This is a genomic window from Flammeovirga aprica JL-4 (assembly GCF_012844305.1).
GTDB classification, from domain to species: domain Bacteria; phylum Bacteroidota; class Bacteroidia; order Cytophagales; family Flammeovirgaceae; genus Flammeovirga; species Flammeovirga aprica.
Genome location: NZ_JABANE010000138.1, coordinates 1 through 18,586, shown reverse-complemented (window position 1 = coordinate 18,586; position 18,586 = coordinate 1). Strand labels below are relative to the sequence as shown.

Sequence of the window (18,586 nt, the reverse complement as noted above, 5' to 3'; positions counted from 1 at the left end):
GGCACAATGGCGTGTGAATTTTTGGCACAATATGAGTGAAATGGGTGGCACAACGGCGAACGGTGTATCCATATTTTGAAGAAAACAGTTTATATTACCCTTTTTCAATAAAAAACATATTTAAATACTAACAAAATGGCAAGCGGGTTTATTATACTAAAAGATGGAAGGTGTTTCGCAAGACGGTGTTATGATGAAATATTGCAAATAGTGATAATAGAATTGGAAGATATAAATAATGGAAAAGAACTCGCTAATTGGCTTAAACTACAAATTCCAGATTCTAATGACGATGAAGATTCAGATGCTGGGTGGGGGTTTTATAATTCACGAATAGATGAATGGATCACTAGAGAATTAGATCTAAGAAGCCTAACTCTTCAAAATCAAAATTTATTTTGGAAGGCAATTCAATCAGGAAGAAATAACCTAGTAATTAAAGGGATCGAATACTCCACACTTTCGATTGACTCCTTTAATTCATTTTATAAAATGTATTCATTAGCTGAAAAAGGAGAACCTCCAATGGAATTATCTGATTGGAATAATATAGCGGAACCTTGTATTGATAAAAATGGACCTGGGTGGGAATAACACTATCAAGCGGATACGAACCAATTAACATTTCAGAAAAACTTGATTCATAAAAAAGAAATGAACAAAACTTATAATTTCAAACTATTAACTACATTATATATTTTAATAGTATTATTCCAAATTGTTCTACATCTATCCTTTGGCAATACTTTATCTAGTCTCTATTTCACCTCAAGTATATTATTAACTGTATGCCTTATTATTTACCTTTTTCTTTTCAATTTGAAGAAAATATTTATTGAAGAAGAAAATGTTATCATTCAGAATATGATTCTCAGTAGAAGTAAAAAGATACCTCTAAATACACTTATATATTATTCTCAGTATAAAGAAAAACGAAAGAATGGAGTACTTGTAAATGAATATACTTTATTCTTCCCAAAAGACATTGTAACTGTCGATAGGGACGTTGATCATATAGGAAAGGTGATAAGGTTCTTGAAAGATAAAAAAAAGGACAAACAAGCCTATAAAAGGCATAACATTGGTCTAAGCAAGAGCTTAAAAAAACTTGGATATATTTCTATTATTATCTCCTTTTTCTCTTTTGTCCATTACCTTCAATTAACAGACTTGCAAGGCACCGAGACTTCTTCTTTACAGGGTTATTTGCAAGAAGACATCTATTTTAAGAGTAATGGTAAAAGTTATCAATGCTTTTTGCTTCTCAAAGAATACCCAAATGTAAGGTTCAACCTTAACAAAAAGATATATTATGAAATTCCAGATAAATTCAGGATCAAAAACAACTTCATAGGTATTGATATTGCAAAGAATGATTATACATCAAAAATCTCAAAAAAGTCTAAATCTATGATATCTGAGTATCTTTCTTTGGACCTTTCTGAAATTAACGTCATAAGTATAGAAATCAATAATTCACAATACAGCCTTTATAATTCAGATGAAGAATTAGAGAATAATATATATTATAGTTCCATGGCATTTTTTCATTTCATACTAGTTTCAATATTAACACTTATACCTTTCCCATTAAAGTGGTAAAAGCATGTACTACCTTATAACTCACTCTTCACTCCTTATTATTTTCAATTGTAGCTTGTCAAAGATGACTACTTTAGAAACACCTTCCTACAAACTAATAATATAAAATTGACTACCCCTTAAAATATTAATTTTTAAGCCTATTTGTGTCATTTTTGACGAAACTGTGCTAATAAATGATGAAAATAGCAGGGATCAAAAAACGACCAAAGCCTAAATTTGTATTAAAATAATATATGAAATAGGGCACTCCCTTCAATCAACTTTATTTTAGATGTGTGACGACATTTTTTATCATAAGATCGAATATAAATGAATAGTGTAAGGCTTCCTGAAACATCGGGAAGCCACTTTTTCATATACACATCACCCTAGAAAAATCATAGATCATTTTTTTGATTACTACTAAATGTTTTGAATAGATAAATAAAAAGTATGAAAGCAAAAGTATCATTTATAGCATTACTCCTCCTCTCAGTGATTGGGATCGTAAGCTTTGAAAAACCAGAAAAAAAGAAGCAAAAACAACCTAACCTTGTCGTCATTATGGTTGATGATATGGGATGGGAAGATGTAGGTTTTAACGGCTGTAAGGACATCCCTACTCCTAATATTGATCGCATTGCCAATGAAGGTGCTCGTTTCCAGGAAGGATATGTAAGTTTTCCGGTGTGCGGTCCTAGTAGAGCAGGCTTTTTGACGGGTAGATACCAAGATCGTTTTGGCTTTACAACCAACCCTTCTATTGATCCTAACAACCCAACTTCAGGTCTTCCAGTAGAGGAAGAAACAATGGCACAGGTATTAAAAAAAGCAGATTATAATAGTGCTATCATTGGTAAATGGCACATGGGAACACACCCTAATTTCCACCCTTTGAAAAGAGGTTTTGACTACTTCTATGGTTTCTTATCTGGAGGTCATCATTACTTGCCTGAGTTGATTACTTTAGAAGATTTATCACAAGTCACCAAAAAGTGGGAATGGTATTCTACAAAGCTCAGAGAGAATTATGGCAAAGTAGAAATAAAGGATTACTTGACGGATGAACTCACTGACGCAAGTATAAGATATATCAAAAAACAAACGGAAAAAGACCAGCATTTTATGGTTTACTTGGCTTCTAATGCTCCTCATGGCCCATTAGAAGCTACTGAAAAATACCTTTCACGTTTCCCGAATATCGAAAATAAAAGAAGAAAAACCTATGCGGCCATGGTCAGTGCTGTGGATGATGGTGTAGGCAGAATTCTTAAAACGCTTGAAGAGGAAGGTATTGATGAAAACACATTGGTGGTATTCCTTTCTGACAATGGCGGCTCTAGAAAAAATGCTTCTAACAATGGTAGCCTGAGAGGTTTTAAAACAGATTTGTTTGAGGGCGGTGTAAGAGTACCTTTCGCTATGCGATGGAAAGGTGTAATCCCTGCCAACCAAAACATAACACACCCTATTTCGTCTTTGGATATTATGGCGACGATCGTTGCTCAAAATGGCATTAAGATTAATAAGGAAAGACCGCTAGACGGTGTGGATCTGATCCCTTATTTGACGGGAAAGAAAAAGGGTGCTCCTCATGATTATTTGTTCTGGAGAAAATGGGAACAAAACTGTATGGCCATCCGTCAGGGGAACTTAAAGTTATTGGCCAACAAAAACCAAGAGCAAAACCCAACGGAATTATACGACATCGCTTCTGATCCAAATGAAACAACGGATGTCAAAGCCCAAAATACTGCGGAGGCAGATAAGCTTATGGAAAAGTGGATTGGATGGAACAGTGAAATGAAAGACCGTGTATTCCCAACGTTGAACGGGGATCAATGGTGGAAATACTTGGACTAATTTTTTTTTTAGAGTTAAGAGGTAAGAATTAAGAGGTGTTGTTCAGATTCATTTTAAGATTTGAGCCAAAACAAATACCACTCAGGGAACCACATTTCTTCATACTTACCTCTTAACTTTTTTAATATATCAACCCCTCTTTATTTATTTGCAGAAACAAAAAAAATAATTACATTTGTTCGGTATTTAACGAACAGCATATGAAAAAAGACGTATTAACAGAAAAACAAAAAAAAGCTGCCAGATACGCTAAAGCAATGGGGCATCCAATACGTATGTACATATTGGAATTGCTATCAAAGCAGAGTTGCTGTTACAGTGGTGATTTAACAGAAGACTTACCAATCGTAAAATCTACCCTTTCGGGGCATTTAAAAGAATTGAAAGAAGCTGGTTTAATTCAGGGACAAATTGAAACTCCTAAAATTAAATATTGTATCAACAAAGAAAATTGGAAAGAAGCTCAAGATTTGTTTAGAGAATTTTTAAGACTCTAAAAAAATTTGCAGATAATGTTCGTATTTAGGCGAACAACGAACAATAAAATTTAAGTATGGAATTAAAAAATTTAAAATCAATCAAAATGGAAATTAAAGTATTAGGTACAGGTTGTACTAAATGTAAAACCCTTGAAAAACAAACTAATCAAGCAGTTGAAGAGCTTGGAATTAATGCTGATGTCATCAAGGTTGAAGACATCGTTGAGATCATGAATTACAATATAATGGCAACTCCTGCTTTAGTGATTAATGGTAAAGTGGTTGTTAAAGGCAAAGTACCTTCAACGACAGAAATCAAAGAATTTTTAACGAAATAACCTCTCTATATCAATGAAAAAGATTATTAGTACACTAGCTTATATTTTTGTTATTGGCCTGATTAGCGTTTCAGCTCAATGCTGTAGTAATACAAAAAATAGTTCTGAGACTAGCAAAGATGTTTCTTGCAATCAAACTAAAGAAGATACAGATGTAAAAGCTTATTATTTTCATGCAACACGTAGATGTGCTACGTGTCAAGCAGTAGAATCAGTAACTGAAGAGACTTTAAAAGAGTATTACGGTTCAAAAATTAGCTTTCAATCGATCAACAGGGAGCAAGACAAAGACAACCCTATGTTGGCACAGTACAAAGTAAGCGGGCAAACGCTTTTGATTATTAAAGGAGATAAGATAGTCAACCTAACGAACTATGCCTTTATGAATGCACGTACAAATCCTGAAAAATTTAAAGCAAAAATTAAGGATACTGTTGATTCAATGATCTAAAATGGAAGTATTACAAAATATTTTAGAGACCTCACAGGCTCCTCTACTTTCGGCATTTTTACTGGGACTTATGACTGCTATAAGTCCCTGCCCATTAGCCACTAACATCACTGCTATTGGTTTCATAAGCAAAGACCTTAAAAGTCAGCGTAAAGTCTTTCTAAATGGGTTGGTCTACACATTGGGTCGGGCGATTTCTTATACCACTATTGGTGTGATTTTTTTCTTTGGTGTCAGTCAATTTGAATTCTCTGCTGCACTGCAAGAATGGGGGGAGAAACTTCTTGGGCCTGTTTTAATTATTATCGGGCTGTTTATGCTGGGTGTTCTAACATTGAATATACCCGGAATAAGCTCGTTAACTGAAAAAATGGAAACCAAATCAAATAGTGGATTTTGGGGTGTTCTTCTTCTGGGAATTGTATTTGCTTTGGCATTCTGTCCTTACAGTGGTGTGCTTTATTTTGGTATGCTGATTCCTATGACGGTGAGTAGTTCAAATGGATTGATTTTACCTTTTGTTTTTGCTATCGCTACAGGCATTCCTGTGATTATTTTTGCATGGTTTATTGCTTTTAGTGTAGGTTCAATTGGCAAAGTTTACAATAAAATTAAGGTGTTTGAAATCTGGTTTCGCAGAGTTGTTGCCGTTGTATTTATTGGAGTTGGTTTATATCAAAGCTACGAAATATTCTTAGCATAGATCACTAAAAAATTTACAATCAATGTTCGGCAAATAACGAACATTAAAAACTTTACTAATGAGTACATTGAAATCTATGATAAAGAAAAATGAAACAACACAATGTGATCTGTCTACTCCTGTTGTTTCTTCAGAAAGAAAAATTAAAAAGAGAAGAACTCAGCTTTTAATTTCAATTGCAGTTCTGTTGCCTTTGCTGATTATTTTCTATTGGTTTCTACCTGATATAATAAATTATTTCACCTTTGATCTTTTACATTTATCTCCCAATTCCCATTTTGGAAAAGCAGTCAATTTCTTCTTTTATGATACCATAAAAATACTGATCCTTCTGTTTTTGATAAGCAGTTTAATGGGAGCTGTGAATGTTTATTTTCCAGTTGACCGGTTAAGAATTTTCCTCACTACAAAAAAACTGTATGGCTTGGAGTATTTCTTAGCTTCATTTTTTGGAGCGGTTACCCCTTTCTGTTCTTGTTCATCAATACCCTTGTTCATTGGGTTTGTAAAAGGTGGAATACCGCTTGGTGTTACATTTGCCTATCTCATCACTTCACCATTGGTCAATGAAGTGGCGGTAGCCATGTTTTTAGGTCTCTTCGGTATTAAAGCAACTGCTTTTTATACTGGAAGTGGAATTCTCATGGGAATGTTGGGCGGATATGCCCTCGGTAAGATGAAACTTGATAGATATTTGAGTGATTGGGTTCGTCAGGTACAAGAAAATGCAACGAGAGAAAATGAAAAATGGGAAGGTGAAAAAACGCCATTTATAGACCGTTTACCCTCCATTATTAGAGAAGGATGGGATATCGTTCGCAAGGTACTGCTGTATGTGATAATTGGTATCGCCATTGGGGCGGGTATGCATGGTTATGTACCCGAAAACTTCTTTACTGAATACTTATCAGCAGATAAATGGTATGCAGTTCCTTTAGCTGTAATATTAGCAGTACCTATGTATGCCAATGCCGCTGGAGTAGTCCCTATTATTCAAGTTTTTGTTGCCAAAGGAGTGCCATTAGGTACTGCAATAGCATTTATGATGGCGGTAGTAGGTTTGTCATTACCAGAAGCCACTTTGCTTAAAAAGGTAATGACTTGGAAACTCATCGGTATCTTTTTCGGAACAATAACTCTATTTATTATCGCCTTAGGTTACTTGTTTAATTGTATACTCTGAAATATTTTTATTGACCTTTAAACGAGGCTGTCTCTTAACTCAACAGTTATGGTCACAGTCTCTTTAGAACATGTTTGAATCATCTTTTTTAATAAAAATCCACCCTTTTAGAACGTGAGTTTATTAATTTCATCAACTATTAGAGCTCCTATTTTCTTTGAAATTAATTGCCTCACAACCTAAAATATATACTTCAAACATGTTCTTATTATTTCCTTTTTTTGAAAATACCACATAACGAATCACATTCTTCATTCTTACCTCTTAACTCATCTGGCTTATTCCGCTAAATCCTCTTTTCCCCTCCATCAGGCTCTTTACCAAATAATTCTCCACATCTATTTTTGGGATATTATAACTCGGCAACGCTCCTTCGTTCTCAACTTGAACCTCCCCTTTTGAAGCATCATCCGTTAGGCCTACCGGTCTTACAATATGGTAAGGTAGATTGCTGTTGATAATATAAGTTTCTTGAAGATTATGGTCCTTCATAGTATTTCTTAGAAAGAGATTTGAAATCATTAAGAGATTCTTCCGGTGAGATTTGTTTGAGATGGATATAAGCATTTGAAATAAAATGCACGAACATGAATCACTTTAATTATACGCTATCACTGCTCTTAATAATTTTGTCATCTGTTTTCTCTTTTGGTCAAGACATGCCCACTGTGGTTATCAGAGGAGAGATTGATGAAAAAACCGAATATTCCAATTACAATGTTATCATAAAAGGTAAGACTTTGACGGTGAATGAGGATTTGAAATTGAACAACTGTGAAGTCACCATCCATGTTGAAAATATCAGAGGAGGTAAGAAAATTAAGATTGAAAATGATGCACTTCATAGTGTGGTCTTTACGAATGATAATGTTGTTATCTCATCGAAAGTGGACATTAAAAATGCCAACTCTACTATACTTTCTTCCCAATTAAGTACTGAAGAAGATGCCCATTTAAAATTTGAAAACGGGACATTGATCTGTAATAACAGTACTTGGAATTTAGATGGTCATGTTGATTTCCAAGCACATGATTCATTTATTGATTCTCTTCATGTTTTTATGAACAATGTTGCCATCAATGAATTGAGCGATAAAATTCATTATAAAGAAAATGTAGGATGGGATTTTGTCGGAGGGTGTATTTCACCTTACCAAAAAGAGCATGCTGAAGCAAGTGATGACGACCAACGTCCTGGTGATTTTATTGACTGTAGCAACCTCACCGATTCATTAAATTACTTTGAAGGTGATGTGAGATTTGATATTAAAACAGAATTGGAATGGGGAATGTATTTAGAAGAGCACACCACTTCATATTTGATTTATACTTCCAAGGATAATAGTAATTGGTCTTTATTAGAAGTAGTAGATGCCAGTAATCCAGATCCATCTTCACCTGTTCGTTATTTCTATTCTGATTTTGAAGAAAGATATGGCACGGTCAATTTCAGACTTTCTTCCATAAACAATGGAAATGAGATCAATCTAGATACGATCACCATTGAATATTCTGATGAGTTGCCGGTTGAAATGATCTACTTTGAGCCCGAAATATTTGACGAAGGAATTAGTCTTTTCTGGGCCACAGCTACTGAAATCAACAGTTCGCATTTTGAGGTACAATACTCTACAGACAATAAGGATTGGATAAAAATTGCAGAAGTAAAATCAGCAGGAAACAGCAACTCAAAAAAAGAGTATCAATATGATGATATTATGAGATACGGCACTACCTATTACAGATTGAAACAGGTGGATTTAGATGGGAAGTACGAATACTTTGGTCCTGTGACGGTACAAGTTGAAGGAGAAGAAAGTTTTGATGCAGTCATCTTTCCAGTTCCTCAAGCCGCCGGAATGGACATTAATATTCAAACCAACAATGACGCTCCTTATGAACTCGTCATCTTTAATAATATAGGACAATTGATCTATCATGAAAAGGATTTACAGCATACTACTACTTTTGCCACCCCTTGGGGGAGAGGTGTATTTGTAGTACATATTATGCAAGGGAGAAGTAAAATAGTGAAGAAATTTCAGTTGGATTAAAAGAGAGTTATAGAATTCTAAAATCAAACACACTTACGAAAATATTATTCGTAAATGTAAAATTGAAAAAAGAAAAATAACTAAAAATAATAAACTGATTACTTGTAAAGTAACTACAATAAATTAGAAGACAAAATTTTAATTATTACGAACTTTAGAAAAGGCAAGTATGCATATTAGTTTTGTAGCGGTTAATATATAAACTATTAATCAAGGAAGAAATAAGATTATTAAAGTACAAAGGTAATAATATCTTAAGTACTATGTAGAGTTCGAACTAAACCTAATCTACTTCAACCTTTCTATTTATTCTAAATAGAACGAAACTTTAATTTATTCTTTACAAAATTTAAAGTATAATGTCTGCTGTAAATACATATTTCAAATACCCACTTGACTCTAATGTTTATTATATCGGTAAAGGTCAATCACTTCAAAATAGAATTCCTGGTAAAATGAGAGCAGATTACCTAGCAAATGAAATTAACCGAAACCCAAGAGTGATGTCAACTGATGAACAGGACACTTTTTACCATTATATCACCTCCACTTACTATGACCACTTTGAGACAGAATTAAGGTTCTTCTCTATTGGGCCTGATTTACAAGAATTCACCAAAGAAATAGAGGATATATTAATTGCTAGTTTTCATCTAAAATTTGGTTCCAAACCATTAGCAAATAAAAAAGCTGCAAGAAGAGACATTTGGGCTATCTCTGAATTTAGAGATCTATTAATTAAAATTGGAAATATTATTTTTTAAACTTCAACATGTTCTTAAAAAACTTAATTAAAAGCTGTTTAGTAATCTTTATAGGGTTGCTAAACAGCTTTGCCTCATTCTCCCAAGACAGAGAAATAGAAATCTTCCACACAGATTCCACATTTCAGCAAATCTTCAACTTGGAGGGGAAAGACTTATCATATCAAATACAAAAAGATAGTTCCCGAAAGGAGGTCCGTTATTACCTGTCTGGAAGTTCATTCGAGAAAGAAGTATTAGCCTACAAACTCACTACAAATTTCTTCTTTTTCAACAATTGTACATTCAAGGAGAAAGCTGATTTCAGAAATAACACTTCCTATTATACCAATTTAGCAGGTAGTGTCTTTAACAAGGATGCTTATTTTGATTACAGCGATTTTGGAGGTTATGGTGAAGGTGTTTTTCAAATGGATGGCTCTCATTTTTTGGAAAAAGCGTCATTTATTGGGGTGAATTTCTCCGGATCTGATCTTAATATGAGTAATACTTTTGGGAACCCAACTATCTTTGAAAAGGAGGTCATTTTTGATGAGGCAATCTTTTTTTGGAGTGTTTGTTTTGAAGAAACTCAATTCAATGGTCCGGCCAGCTTTAGAAAGACAACCTTCGAAACGGCCTGCTTTACCGGTTCTAAATTTGCCTCAACTACAGATTTTTCAAATTTAAACTGTAAAGGAAATTTACTAATCAATGAATGTGATTTCAAAGGAAAGGTCAATTTTAAAGGTGCAAAAATCAAAGGTATTATTCTGGATGGAGTGAAAACTGAGGAGACAATAGACTTGACGAAACTAAATAAAGACAGCAATTTTATCAAAATTCATTTTACAGATATTAATCCTCAAAAACTGAAGTTTGATTATCAGTATTTCCAACTCAGGTTTTTAGAAAGAGCAGAGCTTGAAGAAATTGAGGAAATTTATCATCGTACTATTCAAATACAAAAACAGCATGGTTTTAAAAAAGGATTGGCGAAAGCCGAGAAAGAATTAAAAGACCTCCAAACCGTATACCAACTCTTTGAAGAAGGTAAGGCATTCATGGCAGAAAATAATAAGTATGTAGCTTCTGAAAAATTTGAAGAGGCAATAACCTATTTCCAGGAAAATACAACTGAATATGGTGGAGATTTTAATGTAAGTTACACTAGTCCTATTTTTAAAATTTATGTCGATGTACTCTATCATCAGGGTAAAACCGAATTGTTGTCAAATGGTAAAATCGAAGCTTTCAATTGTTTCAAAAAAGCATATGAAATGGACTCTGAAAATGATAGTGTAAATTTGGAATTAGGAAAACTCATGATAGAATTAGGTGTAGGTCATTTATCTAATGCCAACCAAATGAATTATGGTGATAGTGAAGCTGGTACTGAACTGAAAAGATTACGAAACAACACTTTCTTCACACATCACGATATCACCTTGAATAGTAGCTTTTCGTTTTACGATCAAGATGTGAAAGAGATTGAAATCACTCCTGATATTTCTATCAATTTACGTAAAATAGAACCTAGTGTTTTTGAAATGATGGGACGAGATTCTGTCACGCATAAAGTGCAGTTAGACCCTTATTATATCGCTGAATTTGAAATACAACAGTACGTTTATGATACTGTAATGGGTAAAAACCCTAGCTTGATAGATTTTGGTTATTACCATCCTGTAGAAAGCATTTCTTATTATGATGCTCAACGTTTTATAATACAACTCAACGAAATGACAGGTTACAGTTTCCGCTTGCCTACAGAAGCGGAGTGGGAATATGCTGCATCAGGAGGAAGTCCAAAGTACATGTATGCAGGAAGTGATGATATTGACCTAGTAGGAAATTACCTTAACAATAAAGAGCCTTTAAATGGGCTAGATGGTTCATTAGGTGTTACTACGCCCTCGGGAAGTTATGAGGAAAATTATCACTCTTTATATGATATGACCGGCAATGTGAAAGAGTGGGTACTAGATACATATTCTTCGTTTTCGTCTGAAACTCAAAATAATCCAAAAGACCTAAGCAAGGGCTATGGTATTCTGAAAGGAGGAAGTTATAATGATGTAAAAGAAGATTGCACAATAAGACGCAGATATATAGCTGAAAAAACAAGTAAAAGTAGTGAGTATGGTTTTAGAATAGTATTAGATTGCGAATAAATAACTTTCGATGAAATGATCACATTTACAGAATATATAGACCTGCTTAATAAAGATAAAGGGAAACCGGTTTTCTTTCATCAATTGGCTGAGATGGGTAATGTGGGTAACTGGAGTAAAATAGATGCTAAAAAGAAAGATAATTTTTATAAGAAAATTGTCAATCTCAATAAGAAAGTAAAAGAGTATTTCAAATTAGAAGTAGAGGAAGTACTCTGGACTCTGGATACTATAGAGGAGCACAATTCCTCTAGAATCATCAAGGAAACAAGTCAGGTACTGAGAGGAAAGGATAAAGGAAAATACCGAGTTGGCTATATACTCAAAGTCAATCAGCCTCATATTGAAATCTTTAATGACATGCTTAACCTTAGGGTTTTGCATGCTCAACTGCATGAGAAAACGAGGCTGACCTATGATCCTTCGTTTTATCTGGACTATCTTGACTTTGAAAGTAATCAGAATGGTATTCCGTATACCAACGAGAACAATTGGCTGGATTGGTTTGATGAATTAATGATCTATATTTCAAAAAATGATATTCTAGCCCTCACGTATGAGTCACGAAACCGCTCTCATAAAACCATCAGAATATTGCCTCTCAAAATAAGGGAGAACCTTTATGGCAAATTTTATTTATTTGGTGTTAGAGTTGAAGAAGATGATCAACTGCCTTTAAATGTCAATTTTGAAAATACGGTGATCATTAAAATCTCTTCTATTGTTTCTCTCACTAAAACATTGAATAGCAAGCTGAAGAATGAGTTAGAAAAAATCAAGAATTTGAAGTCGGATATGGAGGAAGTGATGCAATCGTTTTTCGGGGTGATAGTACCAGAATATAATTACAGAAGTGCCGACAAGATTCCGGAAATAAAACTAAAGGTCTCTAGTTTTCAATATAATTATTTCAAGAATTACAAATCCATTGTTCATGCTGAGCAAACAGAGGATGGATGCTATTGGATGGTTACTTTTAAAACAATTCCCACTTTTGAGTTTATCCGTTTTGTCATCGTACTTTCTGATGTATGGAATTACGATCATTCTTATAATGGAAAAAGCCTTGCAAAGGAAACAGCTATTGAGGTGGTAGGCAATGATAAACATGCTATGTGGATCAAGAATTACCTAGCTCAAACGTATCGCAGGGCGTTGTATAAATATGAACAAAACCCTGTTATAAAAGCAGAATTAAAAAGAGAAATTGAAGAATGGAATAACACCACTTATCCTTTTGTAAAAGGCTAATAACTCTTCTATTATTCTTCATTATTTCATAATACGGTTTGTAAAGGTTATTTACTTGTCTCCTTACAGACCGTATTTTTTGTCCAGAAAAAGGGGTGTTTATTCTTACAGAAACGTAGCCTAAAGCACAAAAAAGTGACAAAAACTTTCACCCTTTAAAAACTATTTTTTGTTCCCTTTCCCGCTTGTACATTTGAAGAAAGAGTAAATTTTTGCTGCTTCATTTTAAACTACTTTTCAAGTTTAATAAAACTACAATGCAAGCTTACATTAGAAATACAAATCACACTATAAATCGCTTTGACCTTATCTGTTCATTCCTTTTGGGCGTGAATATCATGGGGGTTATTGGTATGCAATTCTTCTTAGACTCTACTTTATCTTACCTCCTTTTTTGCGGTTTAGGTGGTATACTATTTTTACTGATTAGTCTTAGTAAAAGGTATATTTTTTTAAAGCAGGTCACAGTTCAAAACACTCAACTTGTTTTTAAGACACATATTCTATTTCTATCCTACAAATACAGTTGTCAGATAGAAAATATAAAAATTACAAGAACTTATTATTCATTGGTCTTAAGATGCAACAGGCCAAATAAAGGAGAAGAAATTAAAAAGTTTAAGTTGTCATCTTCCAATTGGAAGGAATTAGAAGATTTAGAAAGGCTCATTCTTTCTTCTAAAAAACGTGCAGCTTTGGATGGTTAATGGTTTATGGTTAATTTTGGATTTACATTGGGCGGTCTATTTGCACCGCCCATGTTATTTATATCAAAAGTTCATCTACACCTCTCTTTTCCTCTTTGACGATCATACATTACTATACTTCCCGCCACAGAAACATTCAAACTTTTAGGCGTATCAAATTTCACTAGAAAATGACTTTTCTCCATAGCTTGTTTAGAAAGACCATGATCTTCAGCTCCTAGTAAATATACACACCTTTTGGGGTGATGAAAGGTTTCTAATTCCACCGCTTCATCTGCCAATTCCACACCAACAATTCGAGTTCCTACAGGTATATTTTTCAGAAAATCATCAAAAGTATCATAATGATAATAAGGAATGGATTTTACAGCATTATGTGTATCGCAAGCTTGTTTCGCGTACCGGTTTCCAATAGTAAAGATAAAACTGGCTCCAAAGTTTTGGGCTGAACGCCAAAGCACACCTAAATTTTCTGGTGTTTTCCCATTCTGGATACCTATTCCGAAATATTCGGTTTCAAAATTTAAATTCATGGTCGCAAGTTAAGAAGATGGAATGGAGAATTAAGAGTGAAGAGGGAAGAGTTAAGAAAAATGGTTCTTTGTGGTGCATGAAGGAGCTTAAAATTCTCTCAAAACTTTACGAACCACATGCATTCTTAATTCTTAACTCAAACTCATTTCATAAACTGCTTCGAATATTCCTTAGGGCTTACGCCAAATTGCTTTTTAAAAGTTCTAGTGAAATAGGAAGGGTTATTGAAACCTACTTTATCCATCACATCCAAAATAGAAGAACCGTCTACCTCTAAAATCTGCGCAGCACGTTTCAGACGGATCGTTCTGATAAACTCACTGATGGACATGTTCGTGATGGTTTTGACTTTTCTGTAAAGTTGCGACCTACTCACTCCCAATTCTTTGCAAAGCTGTTCTACATTCAATTCCGTATTTTCCAAATTGTTTTCTATGTACTTCATCGCCTCTTCCAACAGCTGTTCATCCTTGGAACTTATCTCAATTTCAGAAGGAGCCACTTCAAAAGATGAAACGGTCACATTTGATAATAAATTTTTTACTCTTGCGGATAAAATCTCAAAACTGAATGGTTTGGAAATAAATGCATTAGCACCCATATTATAGGTTTCCAATTGTGTTTGCACATCATCTTTTGCAGAAAGGAAAATGATAGGAATAGGTGCAGTTTGAGTTTCCTCCTTAATGGCTTTACAAAATTCTAAACCATCCATTTTATCCATTGTAATATCTGTAATAATCAGATCAATATTATTTTTCTTTACAATTTCCAAAGCGGCTGCTCCATCATTTGCCAGCAGTACATTATAAAGTGGAGAGAATTTAATGTGTAAATACTCACTGATATCCTCGTTGTCGTCTACAATCAGTAAGTTGGCATCTCTCACTTCATCTTCCAATTCTAATGGATCTACTTCCACATTCACCTCTTCTACAATAGGTGAGTTTTCATCAATATAAGACTGCTCTTGATCGGTGTATATTTTGTCAAAATGATCATTCCCTTTCAGCAATTCAATCGTAAAAGTGCTTCCTTTCTTCTCTTGACTTATCACAGAAATTTTTCCACTGTGCTGTTCCACAATCGACTTTGTAACTGCCAATCCAATACCACTTCCTCTACCTGATGTTTTCTGCTGGAAATAGGGATCAAAAACATTATCAATTACCTCTGGCTGAATCCCCATTCCTGTATCCATCACGTCAATGAGTATTGCTTTTTCTTGTTCCTTCAAACAGATTGTGATTTCACCATGCTGTGGGGTGTATTGTAGCGCATTGCTGATCAAATTGAAGATGACTTTTTCAAACTGCACAGGGTCTACAAAGACAATCATCTCTTCCTCCTTTGCATCAAGCAACAATTTGATATTTCTTTTCTCACTCAAAATCTTAAAATGTTGAATGATCTGATGGATAAAAGCATTCAGGTTGACTTCTTGAGGAGATATTCTTAACTCTTTGTTTTCAAATTTCTGGAAGTCCATCAGCTCCACTACTAACTTCTGAAGTTTCACCGCATTTTTACGGATTACTTGAAGATCATGATGTATTTCAGGTTTGAAATCTTTGTTGTAAATAAGGTCTTGAATAGGGTCTAAGATTAAGGTCAGAGGCGTTTTCATATCATGACAGACAAAAGTAAAGAGATCTAGTTTTGCCTTCTGAATGTTTTCCGTTTCTTTCTCTTTCAACTCTACAATTTCAAGTTTATGTAAACGATTTAATTGTGTTTTTTTCCACTGGTAATAACTAAAAACACTGCCTAAAATCAATAGAATATAAATGATGTAAGCCGATGTAGTGAGATAAAAAGGAGCCTGTAAGTCAAACTCCATCATCACAGCTGTATCGCTCCATTTTCCATTAAAAGTCAATAGCTCAAAAGTGTGCTGACCATAAGGTAAATTTCTATAAACTGCATAAGGATTGGATGAAATGACCCAATCTTCATCCACTCCAGACATTTTATATTTGAACAATTCTTCCTTCTGAGAATTATAGGCGAATGCTGTAAAAGTAAGCTCAATATTATTCTGATGTGGAAGCAATATGACCTTTTCTGAAGTATTCAGTGGTTGTGTAAGAATAATATTCCTATCATATTTCTCCCCCATTTTCACCTCCTTATCATTTACTTTTAAGGATGTAAACTGAGGCTTCTTCTTCGTGAAATCTACTTTATATTTTGATGGATTAAACAATACAAATCCATTGTCGGTCCCAAAAAGCAACTCATGATCAGGAGAAAAATAACTCCTTCTGATTTTATAATAATTTTGACGTACTGCCGAGTTAAATTCAAAAGATTCTACTTCCAAAGTTGAAGGATTGAAACTTGAAATACCATAACCACTCATCCATAGCTTCCCCTTTTCGTCCAACTGAAGCTGTTCTAATTGATTGGTTTTTATACCGTCTTTTTCCAAGTATTTTGTAAACTGAGGGGCATGAATATTTTTCGGGTTGATATCACATTTCACCAATCCTCCTCCAAGGCACCCAATCCAAAGTGTATTTCCTTCTCCTTTGATCATAGAAGCGATAAAATTAGAAGGAAGATTAAATTCACCACTGCCTTTATAAAACTTAGCAATAGATTTTTCATGCTTCTTTTCATCAAATTTTAATAGGCTTAAACCCACTTTCGAACCCACCCAAACATATTTCACATCTCCTTCACGATGCGTCACTACATACTTCACCGTATTGTTTGTGAGTCCCAAATAACCTTCCGTTCTATACTGATTTACTTTGCCTTTATAAAAATCATCTTTTGATGGAATATACTCATACAATCCGGTGTTTGTACTCAACCATAAATGTTGGTCCTCATCCATGTTAGCATAAGTTACACTCGGTTTATAAAAAGGAGCGATTGGGTTAATACTTTTCAATTGGATCTTTTTTCCTTCAAGCAAGCTTTGTTGATCTTGTTTTGTAAGATGATATATATTTGGACTGGAAAAAATATAAAAAGACTGATCAGGAAGCGGTAATATTTTAGAGATTTTTATGCTTTGCAACTGAGGATTATTCTTCCTGTAATCCACCACTTCTCCCGTTTTTCGATCATAAATACCAAGCCCCTGCCCCAAAGTTCCTACCCACAAAATAGAGTCTTGATCTTGATGAAAAGTATAGCAAGAAAAAAGCGTATTGGGATTCACATCATAAGGATTTTTGAATTGCTCCAAATACCTGAAAATCTTCTCATTGGTATATGCTCCATTGGCCAAAGAACCTAACCACAATATACCTTCATCACTTTCGAAAAAGGTGGTAATGGCCTTGTTGTTATACAATGGATGAATGGATTTATAAGGTTGATAAGGAATAAAACTCTTTCCGCCATCCTCTGAATACATCAACCCTTTGTTTTTGGTACCCACCCACAGCGTATTTTCACGGTCCATATACACCGATAGAATTGAAGCATCAATGTGCTTTTTGATGGGCTTGAATTTTCCATTCAACTGATATAAACCTTTAAAAGTACCCGCCCAAATTCTATTGTTCTTATCTCTATAAATCGTTTTTATATGTTCCTTGTTAATATTTAACTTATGATGAACGATACGGAAATTGTCGGGGTGCACCGTATAAAGCCCTTTACTGGTCAGTGTCCAAAGCAGACCATTTTTACCTTGTATAACCTCCCTTACTCTGACATTTGAATCAAAAATATTCAGCGTATGAAACTTACCTTGCTCATCTTCCTTCACTTTACTCAAACCAAAATCAGAACCAACCCACACATTTCCGGAAGCATCACAAAAAACATTATCCACCGTCACTTGCCTGTTCCCGTTGATTTTGATGGCTGTAAACTGTTCTGTCTTTTTATCAAAAACACACAATCCATTCGCCTCCGTACCAATCACCACCCTATCCTTATGGTCTACAGTCAAACAGGTCAACCGGTTGCTCACCAAGGAAAGACTGTCGCCATTGATATGCCTGTAGACTTTCATCTCGTTACCATCATAACGGTACAATCCATCAAAAGAAGCAAACCACATAAACCCCTCCTTGTCCTGCACTACCGACAATACATCTGAATGCATAAAAACATCCGACCCTTTTACAGGAATAAGATTGGCCCAAGTGTTTTGAAAAGAAACAAAAAAAAGTAACAGACAGATTGAATATTTTATAAAACGCACGTTCATATTTCAGCTAAAAAAAATGTTGCTCAACGAAAGTTAAACATTTTTTCTTTGTTATAGGACGAATTGAATGTAGAATTAAGAAGGCAGGAGAAAGAATGACAATAGTTAGTTATATAAAATACTTTGGCCCACGACTCGAAGTCATGGGCTTTTGGGAAGCTGTCCCATTTTTCAACTTTCATTATAAACTTGACAAGTACTCTGCAAACTAAATAATCGTCAACTTTCAATCGATTTTTCTGCAAGCTTTATATCTTCTACTTCCAAGATACTGTCTTCTTCATTTCTCTTATGATTAAAACAAGGAAAATTGTATTTATTTTGTACAATTTCTTCCAAAAGAGATAA

At 34.3% G+C, this 18,586-nt stretch carries 16 protein-coding genes; 13 read left to right on the top strand and 3 right to left on the bottom strand.

Going from position 1 to position 18,586, the window contains the following annotated elements; translation table 11 throughout:
- The first annotated feature begins 135 nt into the window (after nt 1-135).
- The 8 genes from HHU12_RS29620 (at nt 136) to HHU12_RS29585 (ending at nt 6,601) form a co-directional block, all read left to right on the top strand.
- Nucleotides 136-594, top strand: a complete 459-nt coding sequence (locus HHU12_RS29620) for a hypothetical protein (RefSeq protein ID WP_169660350.1) — start codon at nt 136-138, stop codon at nt 592-594.
- Between the two features lie 225 nt (nt 595-819).
- Nucleotides 820-1,602, top strand: a complete 783-nt coding sequence (locus tag HHU12_RS29615; RefSeq protein ID WP_169660349.1) for a hypothetical protein — start codon at nt 820-822, stop codon at nt 1,600-1,602.
- Nucleotides 1,603-2,037: 435 nt separating this feature from the next.
- Complete coding sequence (locus HHU12_RS29610) at nt 2,038-3,447, top strand: sulfatase-like hydrolase/transferase (protein WP_169660348.1); 1,410 nt, start codon at nt 2,038-2,040, stop codon at nt 3,445-3,447.
- Between the two features lie 200 nt (nt 3,448-3,647).
- A complete protein-coding gene (locus HHU12_RS29605; RefSeq protein ID WP_169660347.1) occupies nt 3,648-3,944 on the top strand; it encodes an ArsR/SmtB family transcription factor in 297 nt (98 codons plus the stop codon).
- Nucleotides 3,945-4,000: 56 nt separating this feature from the next.
- Nucleotides 4,001-4,264 (top strand): thioredoxin family protein, encoded by a 264-nt coding sequence (locus tag HHU12_RS29600; protein WP_240971180.1) that lies wholly within the window; start codon nt 4,001-4,003, stop codon nt 4,262-4,264.
- A gap of 13 nt (nt 4,265-4,277) precedes the next feature.
- Nucleotides 4,278-4,715, top strand: coding sequence for a nitrophenyl compound nitroreductase subunit ArsF family protein (locus tag HHU12_RS29595; protein ID WP_169660346.1), 438 nt, complete (start codon nt 4,278-4,280; stop codon nt 4,713-4,715).
- Nucleotide 4,716: 1 nt separating this feature from the next.
- Nucleotides 4,717-5,418 carry an aromatic aminobenezylarsenical efflux permease ArsG family transporter gene (locus tag HHU12_RS29590; protein WP_169660345.1) on the top strand — a complete coding sequence of 234 codons (702 nt, stop codon included), beginning with the start codon at nt 4,717-4,719 and terminating at the stop codon, nt 5,416-5,418.
- Between the two features lie 58 nt (nt 5,419-5,476).
- The gene (locus HHU12_RS29585) at nt 5,477-6,601 is read left to right on the top strand and encodes a permease (protein ID WP_240971178.1); all 1,125 of its coding nucleotides are present in this window, start codon (nt 5,477-5,479) and stop codon (nt 6,599-6,601) included.
- Between the two features lie 264 nt (nt 6,602-6,865).
- On the opposite strand, the gene HHU12_RS29580 is transcribed toward HHU12_RS29585, so the two are convergent.
- Nucleotides 6,866-7,123, bottom strand: coding sequence for an NAD(P)H-binding protein (locus HHU12_RS29580; protein WP_169660344.1), 258 nt, complete (start codon nt 7,121-7,123; stop codon nt 6,866-6,868).
- Nucleotides 7,124-7,188: 65 nt separating this feature from the next.
- On the opposite strand from HHU12_RS29580, the gene HHU12_RS29575 reads away from it, so the two are divergent.
- The 5 genes from HHU12_RS29575 (at nt 7,189) to HHU12_RS29555 (ending at nt 13,530) form a co-directional block, all read left to right on the top strand.
- Nucleotides 7,189-8,655 carry a T9SS type A sorting domain-containing protein gene (locus HHU12_RS29575; RefSeq protein WP_169660343.1) on the top strand — a complete coding sequence of 489 codons (1,467 nt, stop codon included), beginning with the start codon at nt 7,189-7,191 and terminating at the stop codon, nt 8,653-8,655.
- Between the two features lie 359 nt (nt 8,656-9,014).
- Nucleotides 9,015-9,419: a hypothetical protein gene (locus HHU12_RS29570; RefSeq protein WP_169660342.1), complete on the top strand. Its 405-nt coding sequence runs from the start codon at nt 9,015-9,017 to the stop codon at nt 9,417-9,419.
- A gap of 8 nt (nt 9,420-9,427) precedes the next feature.
- Nucleotides 9,428-11,572, top strand: a complete 2,145-nt coding sequence (locus HHU12_RS29565; protein WP_169660341.1) for an SUMF1/EgtB/PvdO family nonheme iron enzyme — start codon at nt 9,428-9,430, stop codon at nt 11,570-11,572.
- Nucleotides 11,573-11,587: 15 nt separating this feature from the next.
- Entirely contained in the window at nt 11,588-12,823 is a 1,236-nt protein-coding gene (locus tag HHU12_RS29560; protein ID WP_169660340.1) for a hypothetical protein, read from the top strand.
- A 257-nt stretch (nt 12,824-13,080) separates the two neighbouring features.
- Nucleotides 13,081-13,530, top strand: a complete 450-nt coding sequence (locus tag HHU12_RS29555) for a hypothetical protein (RefSeq protein ID WP_169660339.1) — start codon at nt 13,081-13,083, stop codon at nt 13,528-13,530.
- A gap of 71 nt (nt 13,531-13,601) precedes the next feature.
- Here HHU12_RS29555 and HHU12_RS29550 read toward each other — a convergent pair whose 3' ends face one another.
- The gene (locus tag HHU12_RS29550; RefSeq protein WP_169660338.1) at nt 13,602-14,063 is read right to left on the bottom strand and encodes an RNA methyltransferase; all 462 of its coding nucleotides are present in this window, start codon (nt 14,061-14,063) and stop codon (nt 13,602-13,604) included.
- A 143-nt stretch (nt 14,064-14,206) separates the two neighbouring features.
- Nucleotides 14,207-18,232, bottom strand: a complete 4,026-nt coding sequence (locus tag HHU12_RS29545; RefSeq protein WP_169660337.1) for an ATP-binding protein — start codon at nt 18,230-18,232, stop codon at nt 14,207-14,209.
- Nucleotides 18,233-18,586 lie beyond the last annotated feature (354 nt).